The organism is Flavobacterium sp. 2755 (assembly GCF_031455715.1).
Taxonomy (GTDB): Bacteria; Bacteroidota; Bacteroidia; order Flavobacteriales; family Flavobacteriaceae; genus Flavobacterium.
In genome coordinates this window covers 81859-99070 of sequence record NZ_JAVDTG010000014.1, presented here as the reverse complement: position 1 = coordinate 99070, position 17212 = coordinate 81859, and the positions used below count along the sequence as shown (strand labels likewise).

Below are 17212 nucleotides of genomic sequence, written 5' to 3'. Positions count from 1 at the left end.
TTTATGAGAATAATAATAGATACTAATCAAGAACCATTTAAATTATTTGAAGTTACTAATAATCATTTAAAAGATGATAAATTAAAAAACTTCCACCTTGAAGACAAAAGTAGAATTGTAAAATATATGAAAAAGTCTGAGTATTTGAGTATTTTGCTTGATTGTACAAATTGCATTTTTACAGGAGAAAATATAGAACATTTTGATACCCACCTTACAGATGGAAAATGGATATGGAGTGCAGATATAATTTATTATATCGAAAAGCATAACTATATTTTACCTATAGATTTTCTTTCTGATATTCGTAAAAATAATTATAAGACAAACAAGTTGACTGATGAAGCTTATACTTATTTATATGAAAAAACATATAAAAAAGGTTGTGTAAATTTTGATTTAATGCAAAAAATATGTAATAATACCGATGGCTCGGATATATAAATGCAACGATAGCGCGGAAAAGTTTTCCGTGCCCGCAAAGATTGTCTTGTCCTGACCCTTAACAATAATAAAAAGCAAAAAGCAACTCAATAACTGAGTTGCTTTTTTTGTTTTATGGAGGAGCATAAGCAGAACAAGCTTTAGCCCCTCGCTAGCGCGAACATCTTGCTCGTAAACGTAATGTTGTCTTGTTTAAAAAAAAGCGAGAAACTTAAAAGTTGTCGTTTTTTTTAATAACTCTCCAATTTACAATGCACCTTTTCAATCTCCTTATCCATATAGGCTTGCGCATAATGCACATATCGATTAAAAGAAGTACTTGCATGACTATGGCCGCTAATTTTGCGAACTAAATGTTCTGGCATTCCTAAAATTAGTAAAGTGGTAATGGCAGTTCGTCGCATCATGTGCGAGGACATTTTATCGCAAAAACGATTTTTTGAGGTATCTGTTTTTTTAGTTATACTTTGAGTTTTGCCCTGTTTTTCTCTTGAAATTTCAATAGGAGTCGTAAAACCTGCTAGTTCGCCTATATGCTTTAAACTTTTATTAAAATTGAATAAACTAGTATTTCCAAAAAGTGTAGTCTTGTTATTTGCTGTAGTATAACGTTGAAAAATTGTTATTGCATAAGCAGAAAGTTTAATAAAACTAAACGTTTTTGTTTTCTTAGATTTCAGTTTCAAGTACCATTCGCCATCTATTTTTTCGAAATTTTTATTGGTTAATAAAAAAATATCGGAGTAGCGTAAACCTGTAGAACAGCCAAAAACAAAAATATCTTTTATACGTTTGTAACTTGGAATTAAAGTCTGCTCAAATTCTTTATCGTGAATTAAGAATTTTAGTTGTTCTGGTGAAAGAACAAAGATTTCAATTTCTTCTTTTCGAACATAAAACAAACGCTGGAAATCACCTGTATTTAAATCTTTGTCATTTTTTAAATAATTGAAAAAGACACGAATTACTTTAATATTGGCTCCCACATAATTATCATGACAACCTTTTTTATATAAGAATTCTGTAAACTTTTGGTAGAATTTTTTCCAATAACTTTTCTCTGATGCTAGTTCTCGCTTGTCCAACTTTGATGCATCACAAATACGCAATTCAAATTTGGTTTCACTCGAAAATTGGATTAGATTGTTCAATACATACTTATAGTTTTGTATGGAGTCTGGTTTTATTTTTTCACCATTTTTTTTGAGTCGTTTTCCTGTTTCGGTTTCCTTTATGAATTGTTTGAATAAGGGAATAATTGGACTCGGTTTTTTCATGGTTTTTGTTTTGACAAAAATATTGTTTTAGTTGAGAATTGAGACGGTTTGAATCTAAATAAAAAACTACAACTTTTAGGGTTGTAGTTTTTTTATTTTCTGATTCGTAAGATAATTTAATATTTACAACTCTAAAATATCTAAAATTCTTCTCTTAAATATTCAATTCATAAAAGGATGGTTGTAAATCTAAGGATTTAAGTATAAATATGTAAACTTTGTCAGGATGATACAATTTTATATTCACGAGCAATATACTTACGCCAGTAATCAGTATGGAAAAATCTTAAAAAGAATATGTTTTTTTTAATTCTTCAAGTTTTGATGTTGCTTCTACCGTTTTATAAAAAGATTTATTCCATTGTCTAGTAGTATCATATATTTTTAATTCTGTTTCTTTTATAAATTTATTCATATCAAATTCATAACAAAAAAAATCATTATCTCTTTTAAATGAAATCTGACCTAATTTATTATCGAAAATGCCAATATAATATATTCCTAATGAAGTTCCTTTTAATCTAAATATATGATTAGAAAAATAATCTTCTAGTTTTTCAATGTAATCTAAAGGGGTCTTATAATCTACAGAATCATATAGATGATCTCGTATTTCAGCAATACTTGAGAAGCCATCCTTTTTAAATACGAACTTCTCTAACAAATGTTCCTTTTTATTAAAAAACCATTCTATTACTTCTAGAATATCCCATTCATAATCAATAATAATTTTGTTATCGATTATTAATAATATTCTACCCCAAATCAAATATTTAGAAGAATTATCACTATACGGATTTTCTTTTATCACAAAATTAAAACTCAAGTTCATTATAGTTTAGATTGTTTAGATAATTTATTATATTCTATTTTTGTTATTTTTGCTGTTTTAAGCCATTCTCGAAGAATTGCACTTCCTCCTTTTTGTCCAACCAATTCAATACCAGGTATTGGATAACCATGCCAACCTCCAACATTATCTGGTTGAAATTCATAAATTACACCATTATAAACAGAGTATTTTTGTTTCCCTAATGACTGTGAATCATTTAATACCTCAAAAGCCGTTGTATCATTTAAATCCATTTCGGTACCCCATCCACCAGGTTTATGCTTATCAGTTGGAGAATAAAATAATTTATTGGATTTGTCTACAACACTTTTTCTAGAAATGGCTTCTTTTAAATAATTTTGATCACTACCACGTTGTTTCCCATCTGCAATCCTCTGAATTACTCCGGCCAAATAAAAATCACTTAACTTTGAAGGATTATCTGTAAAAATTTCTATTGGATCAGGTTCAAAAGCTTTTGATGGATCTTTTATCCCTTTACTGTTTAATGGGATGAACAAGAAAGAAGTACCACTAAGCCTTCTAGAAATTTCCAAAACACCGAAATTAAACTTAATAGAGCGATCTCTTCTTATTTCTGTTTTGTCACCACCCACATTTGGACTTAAATAATCATATAGTAAAAGCGCAACTAATCCAGGTCCTTTCGCATATTTTATCCAACCAAAACTAGGCGTTTTTTCTGATTTTTTAGAAACCATCTCTATTGCATCCTCATATGTAAAGTTTGACAGTTGGATCGCATTCCCTGTTGTTACTAACATAGTTCCAATCGCAGCATAATCTTTTGTTTCTGCACCTTCAAGTTCAATCATATCGATTACTCTATTTGAACTGAAAGAATAAGGAGAATTCCACGAATAATTTTCTTGTAAGGGATCCACCGCAAAAAACCTGCCGATCCTAGGATCATGCATCCTGAAAGTATAGTTCAGCGAATTCCCGTCACCTTTTAACTCATTATCATTCTCCTGTCCTTGGAACCCATAGCGATAACCATCAGGGGTGCTGGCTCCATGACGTCCCGGCACCAGCATTCCAAAAGGATAGTAATCTAAACATCTGCAATGTCAATATAAATAAGAACTTTCGAGCTATATCAATTGTATTAAAAATACATTTTTTAGCACTTTTCGGCATTTCAAAGTTAGTAAAATTGGCTTTTAAAAACTCTTTTTTGAGCTAAAATAAGAACATATATTAATTCAAAAAAATGCAACAATCCCTACTCTATTTAATAAATAATTAGTCCTGCTAAACGTACAATTTATTTTTGTAAGGTAATAAAAATAAGCTATATTGCCCCTGTTTAAAAATTAAAAAAATCCCTTGAAAACATTAACAATACCACGTTATTTCGTTATCTTTTTGGCATTCGTTTTGGTCTCTTTTGGAGATCCGTATATGATCAAAAGAATTTCTGACAAAGATTTTAGATACGAGTTTTACACTACCGACAAAAAAATTACTCCTAAAACTTCAAAAACGTACTATTGGTTCAAGGGCGGTCTTATCCATGAAGCACAAGGCGGTATTGCCGGTGACTTGCTAAATGATAAGTTTACCAAAATGTACCACAGCAACCAACTGGCAGAACAAGGCCAGTTTAAAGATGGTCTTCGTGTGGGCGAATGGAAAACCTGGCACCCAAATGGTGTTTTATCCTCTATATCAAATTACAGCAAAGGACTTCGTTCCGGAAAATATTTTAGATATAACGAAATTGGCGCTTTAGTCGAAAACGGTAAATATTCTTCTAACGAAAAAACAGGAAAATGGACGAATGCCGAAACTAAAGAAATTACCACTTACAAAGACGGCGTTATTGTTAAGAAAAAAGAAACGTTTACTAAATCTGAAAAATACAGAATAAAGCAGGAAAATAATAAACTTGAAGATGCTAAAGAAACTCAAAAAGAGTTAGAAGAAACTTCGGATGCTTTAAAACTGGAAAGCTACAAAGCTAAAACCAAAGAAGAAAAAGCACAGGCAAAAGAAAAAGCTAAAAAAGAAACAGAAGCCAAAGCTGCTGCCCAAAAAGCAGAAAAAGAAGCTAAAAAACAGGCAAAAGAAAGAGAGAAAGAACGAGCAAAAAATGAACCTAAAAAAGATTTAAAAATAAAAAGCTTCTTTAATAACCTCTTTAAAAAGAAAGATAAAGCTCCAAAATAATGGTCAAAGCTCACAGTTTGCTATATGCCATTTATATATGCTTAATTGTTTCTATAATTTGCGGCGCATTGCTGTATTTTTCAAACTTATACAATCAGCTTAACTTATATTATAACCTGCAGGAAGAACTTTATATTCAGAATCAGTCGGTTTTAAATTTTGCCCTAGGAAATAAAATAGTTCCTGCAGAAATCGAACAAGATGAAAAATCCGGAATTGAAGGAAGTTTTGAAACCAAATCCTATGGTTTGTTATCTTTAGTTTTAGCTAAATCATATATCGCAAATGACACTGTTTCATCGGCACATTTTGTCGGTGCACGCAATACTAATAAAAATGCAATTTATCTAACTAATTTATCTAAATCTCTTTTTTATTCAGGAACAGTAAAACTCGTTGGGAATAATCAACTTCCAAACACTTTTATCGAAAGTTCTTATATCAATAATGAACTGAACAGACTTACTGTCGATGGAAAAAATTCGGTTTCAGAATCACAATTACCACAAATTAATCCTGATTTCAAAAAGGTTTTTCAAGGAATGAAATCGGAAAAAACAAAACTCTCAGATATCGAAAATCTAAAAGATTCTTTGTTTTACAATTCTTTTTTTAATCCAACAAAAGAAATACAGGTAAAATCAAATTTGGCAAATATTATTTTCAAAGGCAACTTCATTTTGCGATCTGATGATTCTATTCGGGTAAGGAAAAATGCTGTTTTAGAAGACGTTATTTTAATAGCTCCTAAAATAACTTTTGAAGAAGGTTTTAAAGGAACTGTTCAGGCATTTGCCACAAAAGGAATTGAACTTGAGGATAAAGTGACTTTAAATTATCCGTCTGTAATTTGTGTTTTTAACGAAAGCGGCGAACCATCTAAAATCAAAATCAAGAAAGAATGCAACATAATGGGTGCTGTAGTTTTGTTTGGAAACGCAGATAATTTAATTGACAAAAACATTATAGAAATAGACGAAAAAGGACTGCTTTTTGGCGATTTATACTGCAGCGGGAAACTAATGCTCAAAAGCAATGTTTACGGCTCTGTTTATACCAATCGCTTTTTTAAGAAAACCGATTCTTCGTCTTATGACAACCTGATCAGCAATATCGAAATCAATACTAGTAAACGACCGGATTATTTTATTTCAATTCCATTATTCAACACTAAAACAACAACCTATGGCGTCATTAAAAAAGTGTTGTAATCTGGCGGCAAATTCGCTGTTAGAATCGGTTATTGCATTGACCATTATTTCGGTTTGTTTGTATTTTGCCATTATGATTTTTGCTTCGGTTTATACGCCAAAAACATCGGCTAAATTTTACAGCACACAAAATAAGGTAAACGAACTTTTTTATTTATCGCAAATAAAAAGCGATTCCATATCAAATGAAAGTGAAGATGAAAATCTGCTGATAGAAGAAGAACCGGTAAACGATAATCTCAAAAAAATATCAATTCAATATAAAGACAGTACACAGTTTAAATTCGAAAAAAGTTTCTATGTTCAAATCAATCCGTAGTCAGTCAAAATCGATTCCTGCTTTTTCTATTATCGAAGCGGTCGTTGGTATGGCAATTACAGCCATTATCATGGGGATTTTGTTTGTTATTTTTTCGATTGTTACGGGACGAATGCTGGATTTTAAAAGCCAAAATCAATTGGTAAACGATTTAAACCGATTGACATACAGCTTAAACAAAGATATTTTTGAAAAGGAGAAAATGACGGCTTCAGAAAATGAAATTTATTTTAACGGATATACAGGCGAAAGGGTTTCTTATCAGTTTCTGGATGATTATATTTTAAGAAACAGCGAAACTTTTGTTGATACCTTTCGCATTAAAATGAACAAAATAATTCTGGATACGGTAAAAAGCAAAACAGAGCAATTTGTTTTTCAAAAGATAAAATTAAACGTAGAAGCAAACGAGAAAGAACTGGATTTACGATTTTATAAAAGAGTTTATCCTAATGAATTATTACAACGAATAAAAAGCGAATGAGTTTCGATTTATCAACATATAAAGCGCCAAAAGCAGAGAAAAAGGATTTCAGGATTGAAACCGGTTCTTTTCAGTTTTCTAAAAAACTCTCCGATAAAAAAAAGGAGATTTTTTACAGGGAACTCGGTATGCTTTTAAGATCCGGAGTCGATTTTAAAAAGGCTTTGGAAATTTTAAGCAATCAATCGGCAAATAAATTTGAAAAAGAGCTTATCCTTCAAATCAAAGAAAAGGTTATAGAAGGAAAAAGTATTTACGAATCTATGCGAGAAAGCAACCAGTTTTCGCCATACGAATATTACAGCATTCAAATTGGCGAAGAAACCAGAAAACTTGAAGAAGTTTTAGGTGAACTGCAAAAGTATTTTAACCGAAAAATTCAAATGAAAAGGCAGATCGTTTCGGTTATGACGTACCCAACAATTGTTATGCTGGTTACTATTTTGGTTTTGTATTTCATGCTGAATAAAGTGGTACCGATGTTTAGTTCGGTTTTTAAACAATTTGGAAGCGAACTGCCAAAAAGTACGCAGATTATCCTGAAAATTTCGAATCATTCGGGACTGATATTTTCTTTTGTAATTGGGGTTATCGCGGCTTTGGTGGCTATTCATATGCTTTTAAAAGACAAGGATAGTTACAGATCGTTTACTACAAAAATGCTTTTAAAAATTCCGTATTTCGGAAACCTGATTCGTAAAATATACATTTCGCGTTTTTGCCAGGCAATGAATTTATTAATTACGTCTAAAACAACCTTAATTAATTCCCTGACTTTGACTGCAAAAATGATTGGCTTCTACCCTATTGAAGTTGCTATTCATCAAATTAAAGAAGATATTACAAGAGGAGCTTCATTAAATGAAAGTTTAAAAAAGCACAATGTATTCGAAAATAAAATGGTTTCGATGGTTGAAGTGGCAGAACAGGTCAACCAGCTCGAAACGATGTTTGAACGATTAACAGAACAATATAATGAAGAAATAAGCCATCAAACCAAGATGATTGGAGTAATTCTCGAACCTATGATTATTATCGTAATTGGAGCAATTGTGGGCGTAATTATGGTCTCGATGTATGCACCAATGTTCGATTTAAGTAAAATCATAAATAAATAGTTATCGCATCAATTCAATTTGTATTTTTGCCCACATTAATTAACAAATTTTAACACTGAAAAAAACACATAAATGTTAAAAACAATTAAAAAATACCACAAATCTTACAAAAAACTATATGTTAAAGCCTACTCTTTAACAGAAATTTTAATAGTATTATGTATCATTGGTATCTTACTGCTAATGGTATTACCAAACCAGACTTCGGTTATCGGTCAGGCAAAAGCAATCGAAGCCCAGGCTATGCTAAATCAGGTTTATGGTTTAGAAAAAAGTTATTTCTACAGACATTCAAAATATTCAGGAAGTTTAGAAGAAATTGGTTTCGAACAAGAGAAAACTGTAGACGAAGGAGGTCAGGCAGTTTACAGAATCGAAATTATAGATGCTTCAAACGATTCGTTTATGGCCAGAGCCACCGCAACATCAGATTTAGATGGGGACGGAAGTTTCAACACTTGGGAAATTGACAGCAAAAAAATACTAACAGAAGTAACAAAAGAGTAAATTGAAAATAGCCCTCGCAATTTTGTTATTTTGTTTAATCATTGTTTTTATTCAGGATTGGAAATACAGAAAAATACATTTGGTTTTACCACTTGTTATTTTTACTGCTGGTTTCTTTTTGATTCCTGTAGAGAGTTATGCTTTGGGTAAAATTGCACTTTTAAACATCCTCTTTTTCCTGATAATTTTAGGTATTCTGACATTGTACATGAGTTTGAAATCTAAAAAATTTCTAAACCCTTTTCAGCATTATTTTGGATTGGGGGATTTACTATTTTACATCGCAGTTACTCCATTATTTGCATTAGAAAACTACAATTTATTTTTCATTTTATCCCTTCTTTTTGCGATTTTGATGCAGTTTGGATTAAAAAAACTGATTAAGGAAGAAACAGTTCCTTTGGCAGGATTTTCGGCTTTGTTTCTATTCATCGTAATACTGAAAGACTATTTTATAACCTTTCAAAAAATCACCTTATTATAATGATCCAGAATATCGAAATCCTTCCTGAAATACAGCATACCGTATCTAACGATTTGGCGAATCAATATAGAATTCTGCCAAAATCAATGTATGAAAATACTATAGAATTGTATGTTGATGATTCGAATAATAATGAAGATGCAAAAGATGAATTAGAGCTGTTTTTAGGAAAAAATATCGTTTTTCATCCCGCAGATTCTTCTGAAATTGAAAGAGCATTATCTATTTATTATCGAAAAGAAAGAGCCTTAGCATCAAACAAATCTTTAAATGTTGACAAAGGCGATTTTCTTGAAAATTTACTGACCGAAGCAAAATCGCTAAAATGCAGTGATATTCATTTTGAGGTTTACGAAAATTCATCCCGTATTCGTTTTAGAATTGACGGTCAATTAATTGAACGCTATAAAATTGAACGCGAAAACTATCTTGAACTCGTAAATAAAGTCAAGATTAAAGCGAAATTAAATATTACTGAAAAAAGGCTTCCGCAGGACGGAAGGATTACCAATGAATCTTTTGATATAAGGGTTTCAATCCTGCCGACATTATTTGGAGAAAAAATTGTAATGCGTCTTTTAGGTCAGGACGCTTCAAATATCGATTTGAATACTTTGGGATTGCAGAAAGAGGAATTGGAAAAATACCTTGAAGCTGTAAAAAAACCAAACGGAATTATCTTAATCAGCGGTCCTACAGGTTCAGGAAAAACCACGACGCTTTACGCTACTTTAAGATTATTGAACGACAGCCGAAGAAATATTGTAACGGTCGAAGATCCAATCGAATATACCTTAAAAGGAATTAATCAGGTACAATTAAAAGAAGATATTGGTTTAACGTTTGCCTCTGCTCTAAAATCATTTTTACGTCAGGATCCTGATGTTATCATGCTGGGGGAAATTCGTGATTCTGAAACAGCGTTAATGGCAATTCGTGCATCGTTAACGGGACATTTGGTATTATCAACTATACATACCAACTCAGCAATTGGAACAATTTCAAGGTTAATCGATATGGGAGTTCCCTCCTATTTAATTGCCGAGACATTAAACTTATCTGTTGCTCAAAGACTGGTTAGAAAACTTTGCGAAAGCTGTAAAAAAGAAACCGTAATTAACCCGAAAGATTTCCCGCTTAATTTTAAGTTTCCTTTTGACATCTCCTCTTATTATAAACCTGTTGGCTGCAACAAATGCTTTCATACTGGTTATAAAGGAAGAACAGCTATTTATGAAATATTAGATATTGATCATACAATTGCCGAAGCAATCAAAAACAATACAATTACAAAATTATACAGCAATGATAAAAACTATAAATCACTGCCAGAAAAAGCATTTGAAATTTTAGCCGCCGGAGAAACATCTCTGGAAGAAATATACTCAATTTTAATAAACATATAAATAATGTTCAAACAGATAGTTTTCGCACTCGCTGCGTTACTTTTTTCAAATATAATTTTCGCTCAGCAGGATATTGTCGAGTTAAGTAGAAAATTTGACGAATTTTCAGTACAAAAAAAAGGTTTAAATGAAACCATTAAAATTGATGTTTCAGGACTTACATTACATGACTTTATTGCTTCAATTGCAGAAGAGCATCAATTAAATGTTGATGTTGATATCGATTTGAACCAGCCGGTAGCCAATAACTTTTTTGATGTTACGGTAAAAGATGTTTTCATTCATCTTGTTCAAAAATACGATCTTGAAGTTTCTTTTATGAGCAATATTATTGTTTTCAAAAAGAGAAAAATTGTACCCGTTGTCGAAAAAAAACAACCTAAAGTTATTGATGTAACGTACAATCCGCAGAATGATTTTCTGTCTGTAAAACTTGAAAACGATACATTATCTGCAGTTGCAAAAGCAATTATTGATAAATCGGGAAAGAATATAATCCTGGCTCAGGACATAAAAAACATCCGAGTCTCATCTTACATCATCAATCGTCCTTTTGATCAGGTTATCGAAATGATGTCAAAATCAAATGATTTAAACGCTGTTAAAGATGATAATGGTGTTTATTTTCTGCAAAAAATGACGGCTCAAGCCTTAAATTCAGTAACAAACGGGCCAAAAGCAAAACAGCCAAAAGTTAGTCTTGGAGTTCCTGGATTTTATGAAGTAAATATTAATAAACAAGGATTTTTACAGGTCAACGCATATATTGCAGATGCATCTGATTTATTGACAGAAGCAGCTGAAAAACTGCATATCAATTATTTCTTATACAATAAACCAGAAAACGAAAAAACAACACTTTCTGCCGATAATATTACTTTTGATCAACTATTGTCCCACATTTTCAAAGGAAAAAAATATACTTATAAAAAACAGGGCGATTTATATTTAATTGGAGAAGAAACAACCGAAGGTTTAAGAATTACAGAAATGATTCAGTTAGAAAATAGATCTATCGAATCGGTAGTCAATACTTTACCTAAAGTTTTCTCTGAAAAATTAGAAATTAAAGAGTTCATCGAATTAAACGGATTAATTGTTTCGGGTTCAAGATCTATTTTGGAAGAGCTAAAAGTATACATGAAACAAATTGACAAGGTCGTGCCAATGGTACAGATTGAAGTTATTATTGTGCAGTATAACAAAGCATATGATATCCAAACGGGAATGAAAGCAGGATTAGACAAAATTAATTCGGTTAAAACCGGAGGGGTTTTATTTCCTAATTCTGATGTAACTTTAAATGGATCGTCTGTAAATAGTTTGATCAATGCTTTTAATGGTTTCGGACTTTTTAAAATTGGAAAGGTTACTGAATCTTTTTACCTAAACCTTAAACTTTTAGAAAATAACTCAGCTTTAAAAATAGAATCTACGCCAAAAATTGCAACGATCAGCGGACACGAGGCTAAATTATCTATTGGAGAAACAAGTTATTATTTTGAGCAAAATAACCGACTAATCAACAACAGTATCGGAAATGACATTTTAAATTCAGGAACCTGGAAATCAACAGATGCTAATTTAAGTGTATCTATAAAACCGTATGTTTCTACAGATGAAAATGTGACATTAACTATTGCGGTAGAAAAAAGTTCTTTCCTTGCCAGAGCTGCTGAAGATGCTCCTCCGGGAAAAGCAACTCAAAAATTTGAATCTTTAGTAAGGGTTAAAAATGGAGAAATGATTTTATTGGGCGGTTTAGACGAATTGAAAAAAGAAAATTCAGGTACAGGAACTCCATTAATATCGAGAATTCCGGTTATTAAATGGTTCTTTAGCAGCAGAAAGAAAGCCAAAAGCGATTCTAAGCTTCATATTTTTATTAAACCGACAGTTATTTATTAGTAATGTTTAATACTTTATCTAAATTCATAAAAATAAACGACTTAAATGTTGTTGGCATAATCAAAAAAGATGATTATGAAATCTATAATCTGCTTACTATAAAAAAGAAAGCAAATAAGATTTCTATTGGTGCTAAACTAACATTTGAAAACTTTGAAACCCTAACAAAAACGATCGACAAAAAACTTCCTGTTTTAATTGTTGTAGAAGGAAAAGGGGTTTTGAATAAAGAGATTGATTTTGAAAATGAAACTGATGTAAACTGGCAGAAAAATATCGATTATAACTCTATTTATTATACTGATATTAAAGGTTCAAAATCGAATTTTATCAGTTTTTGCAGAAAAAATATTGTTGACGAAAGTATCACCAAATTTCAAAAAAGCGGGTTTCAGGTTATTGATGTTTATATTGGTTCATTTTTAGCGGCTTTGTTAAACAATGTTTTAAAGAAAGATATCATTTTTTCAAACGATTTGAAATTAGAATTTGAAAATGAAAAACTAACTGGTTTTAGTAAGCAGAATGAAAGTGTAAATGTTCTTAATTATACTATTGGAGAAGAAAGTATTTCCAGTACTTTTTTACCCTTATACGGGGCTGTTATTCACTTTTTTGTAAAACAGAAAGAAGTTTCAAAAACTATAAATCCAAGTTTAAACAGCGAAGAGTTAATTTATAAAAAAGCTTTCAATCTGCTTGGGGCAATTATACTTTGCAGTTTTCTGGGTTCATTGCTGATAAGTTATTTCTTAATTCAATATTACGGTACAAAAAATTCTGAATTGAATCTTCAAACTGTATATTCAAATCAATCCTATCAATTGATTTTAGACTTAGAAGCTCAAAAAGAAAAAAAGCTTAATTTATTAAAAGAGTCGGGAGTTTTATCTTCTAAATTTCTCTCTTATTACAGCTATGAAATCATCAAAACAATTCCAGGCAATATCTCTTTAAATGAGCTGAATATTGTTCCGCTTAAAGAAGAATATAAGGAAAATAAAAAAGCACTGTTTAATAACGGCACAATTATAATTAAAGGAGAAACTTTTGAAGAATCATCTTTTAATAACTGGTTAGAGAATTTAAAAAAGATGGATTGGCTGCAGAATTTCGAAATCATCAGCTTAAAAAAGGACAAGAAGAATAAATCAATATTTGAAATAAAAATCATTCTTAAAAATGTTTGAAAACTACTCTTATAAACAAAAGTTTTATGCTTTGATTATACTCTTTTTTATGCTCTCGATCGCAGCATACAAAAGATCGTTTCATACGTTATTTGAAGTTGTTTCAGAATATAAAACACTTTCAAAAAAAGCAGATGATATCAATAAAAAATCAAAAAATACAGGGACACTGACTAACGATATTGCTTATTTAGATAAAATTATTGGAAAAGAAGGCATTACAAAAGAAATGGTGCAGCAGGGCATTGTAAGTTTTGCATCAACAAATTCGAAAAATATTTCGATAAGCGACCTGAAGCCTATTCACGATTTTCCTGAAGATGATTATCATATCATTACAAATCAGCTGGATGTTACAGGAAACGCAAATCAATTATTAGAACTGGCGTATAGTTTTGAAAAAAACTTTGACTATTCCAGAATGGTCAGCCAAAATTTTTACACCACAAAGAAGAATAACAAATCTGAAGTTTTACATTTAAAAATGATTTTTCAAAACTATGAAAACAATAAATAAAATTATATTAATAGCCCTTGCAGTCTTTACTTATTCTTGTGATGATATTCTTGAAGAAGATATTAGCGACGATACAATTCAAATTATATCTCCAACAAAAGATGCAAAAATAGAAAGTAACGTAGTTAATTTTAAATGGAATACTTTAAAAGGTGCTGACAAATATCGTGTTCAGGTTTTTGAATCTAATCAGGTTTTGGTGCTAGACTCACTAACTACAAAATCAAGTTTAACGCTTCCATTAGATGCAGGAAGTTATATTTGGCGAGTACGCGCAGAAAATTATGCTTATGAGTCTACCTACTCTTTTCCATCCAATTTTTCAACAACAATTCCAGATGATTTAACTAATCAGCAAGTTATTCTAACAGGGCCTGACAACGATAAATATTTTAATTTTATCAATGTAACACTAAACTGGCAAATATTGGCTAAAGCAACAAGCTATAGCGCTAAAGTTGTTAATACTGCTACAGGACAAGAAGTTTTTTCTAAACTTGATTTAACTGATAATGCTGTAACACTAGATTTAGCAACACTAGCTGATGGAAATTACGAATGGAGAATAAAAGCTAAGAATACAGAAAGTGAAACCAGACAATATTCTGCACGAAAGTTTAATATTGACACTACAGTTCCAAATCAGCCAAAAAATGTATCTCCCGAAGACGGATCATCGCAAAATGTTAATACAACAACAACTTATACATGGAGTATTGCATCAGATGTTGGAACCGCAAAATCTCCAATTTCTTATGTAATTGAATTTGCAAGTGATGCCGCTTTTAATTCTATCGTTGAAACTTTAAACAGTGAAACTACAAGTATTCAACATTCATTTTCTACTGTTGGGGTTAACTATTGGAGAGTTAGAGCTATTGACGGAGCAGGAAATATTGGAACTAACAGCGCAGGATATAAGCTTACTGTAAAATAATAATGGCCAAAAAGAAAATAAATATAATTCTTATTATTGTCGTTTTAGGACTATGGGGAACTGTAGGGTTTAAAACTATTAATCGCTATTTTGGGGATAGCAGTATTATTGCAAATACAGAAACGCATTCTAAAAATGTGTCTCTTAAAAAAATTGACAAAGATACATTTGAATTAGAAAAAATAAATCGGGACCCGTTTTTAAATAAGGAATATCGAGATAATCCTGTACCAAAACCGGTTACTTATCATCATCCAATTAAGAAAGCGCCGCCAGTTATAAAAATCCCAAAACCTGTTGTAAACATAAATTGGCCTGCATTGAAATATTATGGCTATTTAAAATCTAAAGATCAGGAATTGGTATTATTAAAAATAGATTCTAAATTACATAAACTCAAGTTAAACGATCCAGTTAACGGTTTAGTTGTTCGAAAAAAATATAAAGATTCTATTGAAGTGTTTTTCAATTCAGAAGCCAGAATAATTCATTTGAAATAATATAAAAAGCAAAAGCTTCGGAGGTTTCCGAAGCTTTTTTATTAAATAAAAAACCGCCTCAAAAAAGACGGTCTTCAAAATATATTTTTCTTAAAAATAATTAAGCTCTAAACAAAGCATATTTATTATAGTTATACAAAACCTTATCATAAGGAACATAAAGCGAAACTATTTTCTCTGACGATTCGTCAAATTTAATCCCGTTGTGTTTTCTGAATAAGTAAATTTCTCTCAAACAGTTTGATAAACTCTGGTGAATTTCACTTGTAAAAGTTGGTAGTTTTTTATCTCCAACTAAAAGATCGATTTGATAATTCGAGCTGCTTTTTGATAAGTTATTACCAATAATTCTGATGGTAAATGTAGTTGACTTTCCGTATTGTTCACCTTGATATTGTAGTGTCATAATTTTATAGTAAAAAGGTTAGTATTTTATGTTTAAATTTTCTTTAGAATTGAATTTAATCTTAAAGTTATAAAAAATATTGAATGCTTTTTAAAACCCGCATCAAATTTATTGAAACAAAGTTAGTATAAATTCTATTTTCTAGATTTTTTACATCAAACTAATTAATCCCAAATACCAGCTTTCGATTTTTGTACAATATTATTGGCAAACAAAGGCGTTTCTTCATTATTATGCGCTTCTAAATTATGCAGCATCTGACTTTTTACTAATGTTAAGTCCTCAATATTTAACGATTTCAGCACCGCCAAAAACTCAGGAGTTGCGCTAACAGCAACATGATTATGAAGTTCGCACTGATCATTTGATATCTGGATAATTTTAAGCTCCCAAGTCACTCCTATTTTTGTTGTTCCTAAAGGCGAAATTGAATCGGAAACAGAATTTACTCTGCAATAGTTTTTACTTCCAATCTCTTCGACATAATGCTGTACTAAAAAGTTATCTGCAACTTTTTCTACATTTATAGACATTCGCTTTCCATCTTCCGAAAATGAAACTCCACTTGCAATATGTGCCTTTGAACACGATTGATATTCAAAATCTTTCAAAGTAAACAGCCATTCGGTAATATTAATTTTTTCTGCAGGACAATCAATAACGGCCTTTGCAGTACATTCGGCAAGGATTTCCATCTTTATGATTCTAAAATGTTTATAAATTCTTGTGCAGATAAAAGTGAGTGTCCGTAATTGGGAAAATTAATTTCTACGGTTGCTATTATTTCGTCCTGATTAAAAGAACCTATTCCATCTTTGATCAAAGTAACATGATATCCTAATTCTACACCATATCTTGCTGTTGAATCAATACAAGTATTCGCTCTCATTCCGGCAATTACAATATGGTCTAAATCATGTATTTTTAAAAGAAAATCCAAATCAGTATTTGCAAAACCGCTTGCTGTCCAATGATTTTGAGCGATTAAATCTCCCGATTCCGGCAAAAGATCCGGGTGAAATTCTGCGCCCCAGCTACCTTTTTCAAAAAGAGTTAAATTTTTACTTCCGTTGTGTGATGGAGAAAAATATTTCCATTTTAAATAATCTTCTTTTTGTGTTTGACGGTGCGGCACATAAATTACTTTTATGTTATGTTTTCTAACCGCGGTCAATAGACTTTTTAAGTTTGCAATAATATTGTTGCTTTCCACGGTTTCTTTTACAAAAGGCCAGAGTTTCCCTTTTTCGGAAAGAAAATCATTATAGGGATCAACTAATAATAATGCAGTTCGATGGTTTTGATAAGTACTCATAGTTTTGAATTTTAGAAATTAGAACTAACAGATTCCAAAATTCAAACCCAAACATAAGCGACTGGTTTTTAATTACTTATAAAATTACAAGGAATTGATATTCCGCTGAAAATCATCGTATTAACGAAATATCAAAAATAAATTTCTGATAAACTATATAACTA

The 17212-nt window shown here is 31.0% G+C and carries 19 protein-coding genes and 1 pseudogene; 14 read left to right on the top strand and 6 right to left on the bottom strand.

The genetic code is table 11. The features are described 5' to 3' along the window. Nucleotides 1-3: 3 nt before the first annotated feature. Nucleotides 4-444 (top strand): hypothetical protein, encoded by a 441-nt coding sequence (locus J2Y38_RS23550; protein WP_309847580.1) that lies wholly within the window; start codon nucleotides 4-6, stop codon nucleotides 442-444. 230 nt (nucleotides 445-674) lie between these two features. On the opposite strand, the gene J2Y38_RS23545 is transcribed toward J2Y38_RS23550, so the two are convergent. From J2Y38_RS23545 to J2Y38_RS23535, 3 genes and pseudogenes are all read right to left on the bottom strand, one after another. Next, the gene (locus J2Y38_RS23545) at nucleotides 675-1721 is read right to left on the bottom strand and encodes a tyrosine-type recombinase/integrase (RefSeq protein WP_309847579.1); all 1047 of its coding nucleotides are present in this window, start codon (nucleotides 1719-1721) and stop codon (nucleotides 675-677) included. 286 nt (nucleotides 1722-2007) lie between these two features. Further along, the gene (locus J2Y38_RS23540; RefSeq protein ID WP_309847576.1) at nucleotides 2008-2547 is read right to left on the bottom strand and encodes a hypothetical protein; all 540 of its coding nucleotides are present in this window, start codon (nucleotides 2545-2547) and stop codon (nucleotides 2008-2010) included. Between the two features lie 5 nt (nucleotides 2548-2552). After that, nucleotides 2553-3614, bottom strand: a pseudogene (locus J2Y38_RS23535) (hypothetical protein); the annotation flags it as partial. A 289-nt stretch (nucleotides 3615-3903) separates the two neighbouring features. Between J2Y38_RS23535 and J2Y38_RS23530 the strand changes: the two are divergent. From J2Y38_RS23530 to J2Y38_RS23470, 13 genes are all read left to right on the top strand, one after another. Next, on the top strand, nucleotides 3904-4746 hold the full coding sequence (locus J2Y38_RS23530) for a hypothetical protein (protein ID WP_309847573.1): 843 nt from the start codon (nucleotides 3904-3906) through the stop codon (nucleotides 4744-4746). Next, a complete protein-coding gene (locus tag J2Y38_RS23525) occupies nucleotides 4746-5957 on the top strand; it encodes a hypothetical protein (protein WP_309847571.1) in 1212 nt (403 codons plus the stop codon). Before J2Y38_RS23530 ends, J2Y38_RS23525 begins: the two co-directional genes overlap by 1 nt. After that, nucleotides 5932-6276 (top strand): hypothetical protein, encoded by a 345-nt coding sequence (locus J2Y38_RS23520; protein ID WP_309847568.1) that lies wholly within the window; start codon nucleotides 5932-5934, stop codon nucleotides 6274-6276. The genes J2Y38_RS23525 and J2Y38_RS23520 overlap by 26 nt, the downstream gene beginning before the upstream one ends. Further along, nucleotides 6257-6760, top strand: coding sequence for a hypothetical protein (locus tag J2Y38_RS23515; protein WP_309847566.1), 504 nt, complete (start codon nucleotides 6257-6259; stop codon nucleotides 6758-6760). Before J2Y38_RS23520 ends, J2Y38_RS23515 begins: the two co-directional genes overlap by 20 nt. After that, nucleotides 6757-7878 (top strand): type II secretion system F family protein, encoded by a 1122-nt coding sequence (locus tag J2Y38_RS23510; RefSeq protein ID WP_309847564.1) that lies wholly within the window; start codon nucleotides 6757-6759, stop codon nucleotides 7876-7878. The genes J2Y38_RS23515 and J2Y38_RS23510 overlap by 4 nt, the downstream gene beginning before the upstream one ends. A 72-nt stretch (nucleotides 7879-7950) precedes the next feature. After that, nucleotides 7951-8385 (top strand): type II secretion system protein, encoded by a 435-nt coding sequence (locus J2Y38_RS23505; RefSeq protein ID WP_309847562.1) that lies wholly within the window; start codon nucleotides 7951-7953, stop codon nucleotides 8383-8385. 1 nt (nucleotide 8386) lies between these two features. Beyond that, on the top strand, nucleotides 8387-8869 hold the full coding sequence (locus J2Y38_RS23500) for a prepilin peptidase (protein WP_309847560.1): 483 nt from the start codon (nucleotides 8387-8389) through the stop codon (nucleotides 8867-8869). Beyond that, a complete protein-coding gene (locus J2Y38_RS23495) occupies nucleotides 8869-10275 on the top strand; it encodes a GspE/PulE family protein (protein WP_309847558.1) in 1407 nt (468 codons plus the stop codon). The genes J2Y38_RS23500 and J2Y38_RS23495 overlap by 1 nt, the downstream gene beginning before the upstream one ends. 3 nt (nucleotides 10276-10278) lie before the next feature. Further along, the gene (locus J2Y38_RS23490) at nucleotides 10279-12183 is read left to right on the top strand and encodes a type II and III secretion system protein (RefSeq protein WP_309847556.1); all 1905 of its coding nucleotides are present in this window, start codon (nucleotides 10279-10281) and stop codon (nucleotides 12181-12183) included. A 2-nt stretch (nucleotides 12184-12185) separates the two neighbouring features. Then, nucleotides 12186-13373 carry a hypothetical protein gene (locus J2Y38_RS23485; protein WP_309847553.1) on the top strand — a complete coding sequence of 396 codons (1188 nt, stop codon included), beginning with the start codon at nucleotides 12186-12188 and terminating at the stop codon, nucleotides 13371-13373. Beyond that, complete coding sequence (locus J2Y38_RS23480; protein ID WP_309847551.1) at nucleotides 13366-13890, top strand: hypothetical protein; 525 nt, start codon at nucleotides 13366-13368, stop codon at nucleotides 13888-13890. Before J2Y38_RS23485 ends, J2Y38_RS23480 begins: the two co-directional genes overlap by 8 nt. Further along, nucleotides 13874-14827 (top strand): hypothetical protein, encoded by a 954-nt coding sequence (locus tag J2Y38_RS23475; protein WP_309847549.1) that lies wholly within the window; start codon nucleotides 13874-13876, stop codon nucleotides 14825-14827. The genes J2Y38_RS23480 and J2Y38_RS23475 overlap by 17 nt, the downstream gene beginning before the upstream one ends. Before the next feature lie 2 nt (nucleotides 14828-14829). Next, the gene (locus J2Y38_RS23470) at nucleotides 14830-15327 is read left to right on the top strand and encodes a hypothetical protein (RefSeq protein ID WP_309847547.1); all 498 of its coding nucleotides are present in this window, start codon (nucleotides 14830-14832) and stop codon (nucleotides 15325-15327) included. A 100-nt stretch (nucleotides 15328-15427) separates the two neighbouring features. On the opposite strand, the gene J2Y38_RS23465 is transcribed toward J2Y38_RS23470, so the two are convergent. The 3 genes from J2Y38_RS23465 to J2Y38_RS23455 all read right to left on the bottom strand — a co-directional run bounded on the left by J2Y38_RS23465 (nucleotide 15428) and on the right by J2Y38_RS23455 (nucleotide 17048). Further along, entirely contained in the window at nucleotides 15428-15733 is a 306-nt protein-coding gene (locus J2Y38_RS23465; RefSeq protein ID WP_053470614.1) for a hypothetical protein, read from the bottom strand. Between the two features lie 164 nt (nucleotides 15734-15897). Next, a complete protein-coding gene (locus tag J2Y38_RS23460) occupies nucleotides 15898-16428 on the bottom strand; it encodes a hypothetical protein (protein ID WP_309847544.1) in 531 nt (176 codons plus the stop codon). 2 nt (nucleotides 16429-16430) lie between these two features. Beyond that, nucleotides 16431-17048, bottom strand: coding sequence for an isochorismatase family cysteine hydrolase (locus tag J2Y38_RS23455; protein ID WP_309847541.1), 618 nt, complete (start codon nucleotides 17046-17048; stop codon nucleotides 16431-16433). Nucleotides 17049-17212 lie beyond the last annotated feature (164 nt).

Coding starts and splice junctions, on each gene's coding strand:
- J2Y38_RS23495 (WP_309847558.1), top strand. CDS start 8,869: ATGATCCAGAATATCGAAATCCTTCCTGAAATACAGCATACCGTATCT.
- J2Y38_RS23550 (WP_309847580.1), top strand. CDS start 4: ATGAGAATAATAATAGATACTAATCAAGAACCATTTAAATTATTTGAA.
- J2Y38_RS23490 (WP_309847556.1), top strand. CDS start 10,279: ATGTTCAAACAGATAGTTTTCGCACTCGCTGCGTTACTTTTTTCAAAT.
- J2Y38_RS23505 (WP_309847562.1), top strand. CDS start 7,951: ATGTTAAAAACAATTAAAAAATACCACAAATCTTACAAAAAACTATAT.
- J2Y38_RS23520 (WP_309847568.1), top strand. CDS start 5,932: ATGGCGTCATTAAAAAAGTGTTGTAATCTGGCGGCAAATTCGCTGTTA.
- J2Y38_RS23470 (WP_309847547.1), top strand. CDS start 14,830: ATGGCCAAAAAGAAAATAAATATAATTCTTATTATTGTCGTTTTAGGA.
- J2Y38_RS23525 (WP_309847571.1), top strand. CDS start 4,746: ATGGTCAAAGCTCACAGTTTGCTATATGCCATTTATATATGCTTAATT.
- J2Y38_RS23510 (WP_309847564.1), top strand. CDS start 6,757: ATGAGTTTCGATTTATCAACATATAAAGCGCCAAAAGCAGAGAAAAAG.
- J2Y38_RS23475 (WP_309847549.1), top strand. CDS start 13,874: ATGAAAACAATAAATAAAATTATATTAATAGCCCTTGCAGTCTTTACT.
- J2Y38_RS23460 (WP_309847544.1), bottom strand. CDS start 16,428: ATGGAAATCCTTGCCGAATGTACTGCAAAGGCCGTTATTGATTGTCCT.
- J2Y38_RS23485 (WP_309847553.1), top strand. CDS start 12,186: ATGTTTAATACTTTATCTAAATTCATAAAAATAAACGACTTAAATGTT.
- J2Y38_RS23545 (WP_309847579.1), bottom strand. CDS start 1,721: ATGAAAAAACCGAGTCCAATTATTCCCTTATTCAAACAATTCATAAAG.
- J2Y38_RS23515 (WP_309847566.1), top strand. CDS start 6,257: ATGTTCAAATCAATCCGTAGTCAGTCAAAATCGATTCCTGCTTTTTCT.
- J2Y38_RS23480 (WP_309847551.1), top strand. CDS start 13,366: ATGTTTGAAAACTACTCTTATAAACAAAAGTTTTATGCTTTGATTATA.
- J2Y38_RS23455 (WP_309847541.1), bottom strand. CDS start 17,048: ATGAGTACTTATCAAAACCATCGAACTGCATTATTATTAGTTGATCCC.
- J2Y38_RS23465 (WP_053470614.1), bottom strand. CDS start 15,733: ATGACACTACAATATCAAGGTGAACAATACGGAAAGTCAACTACATTT.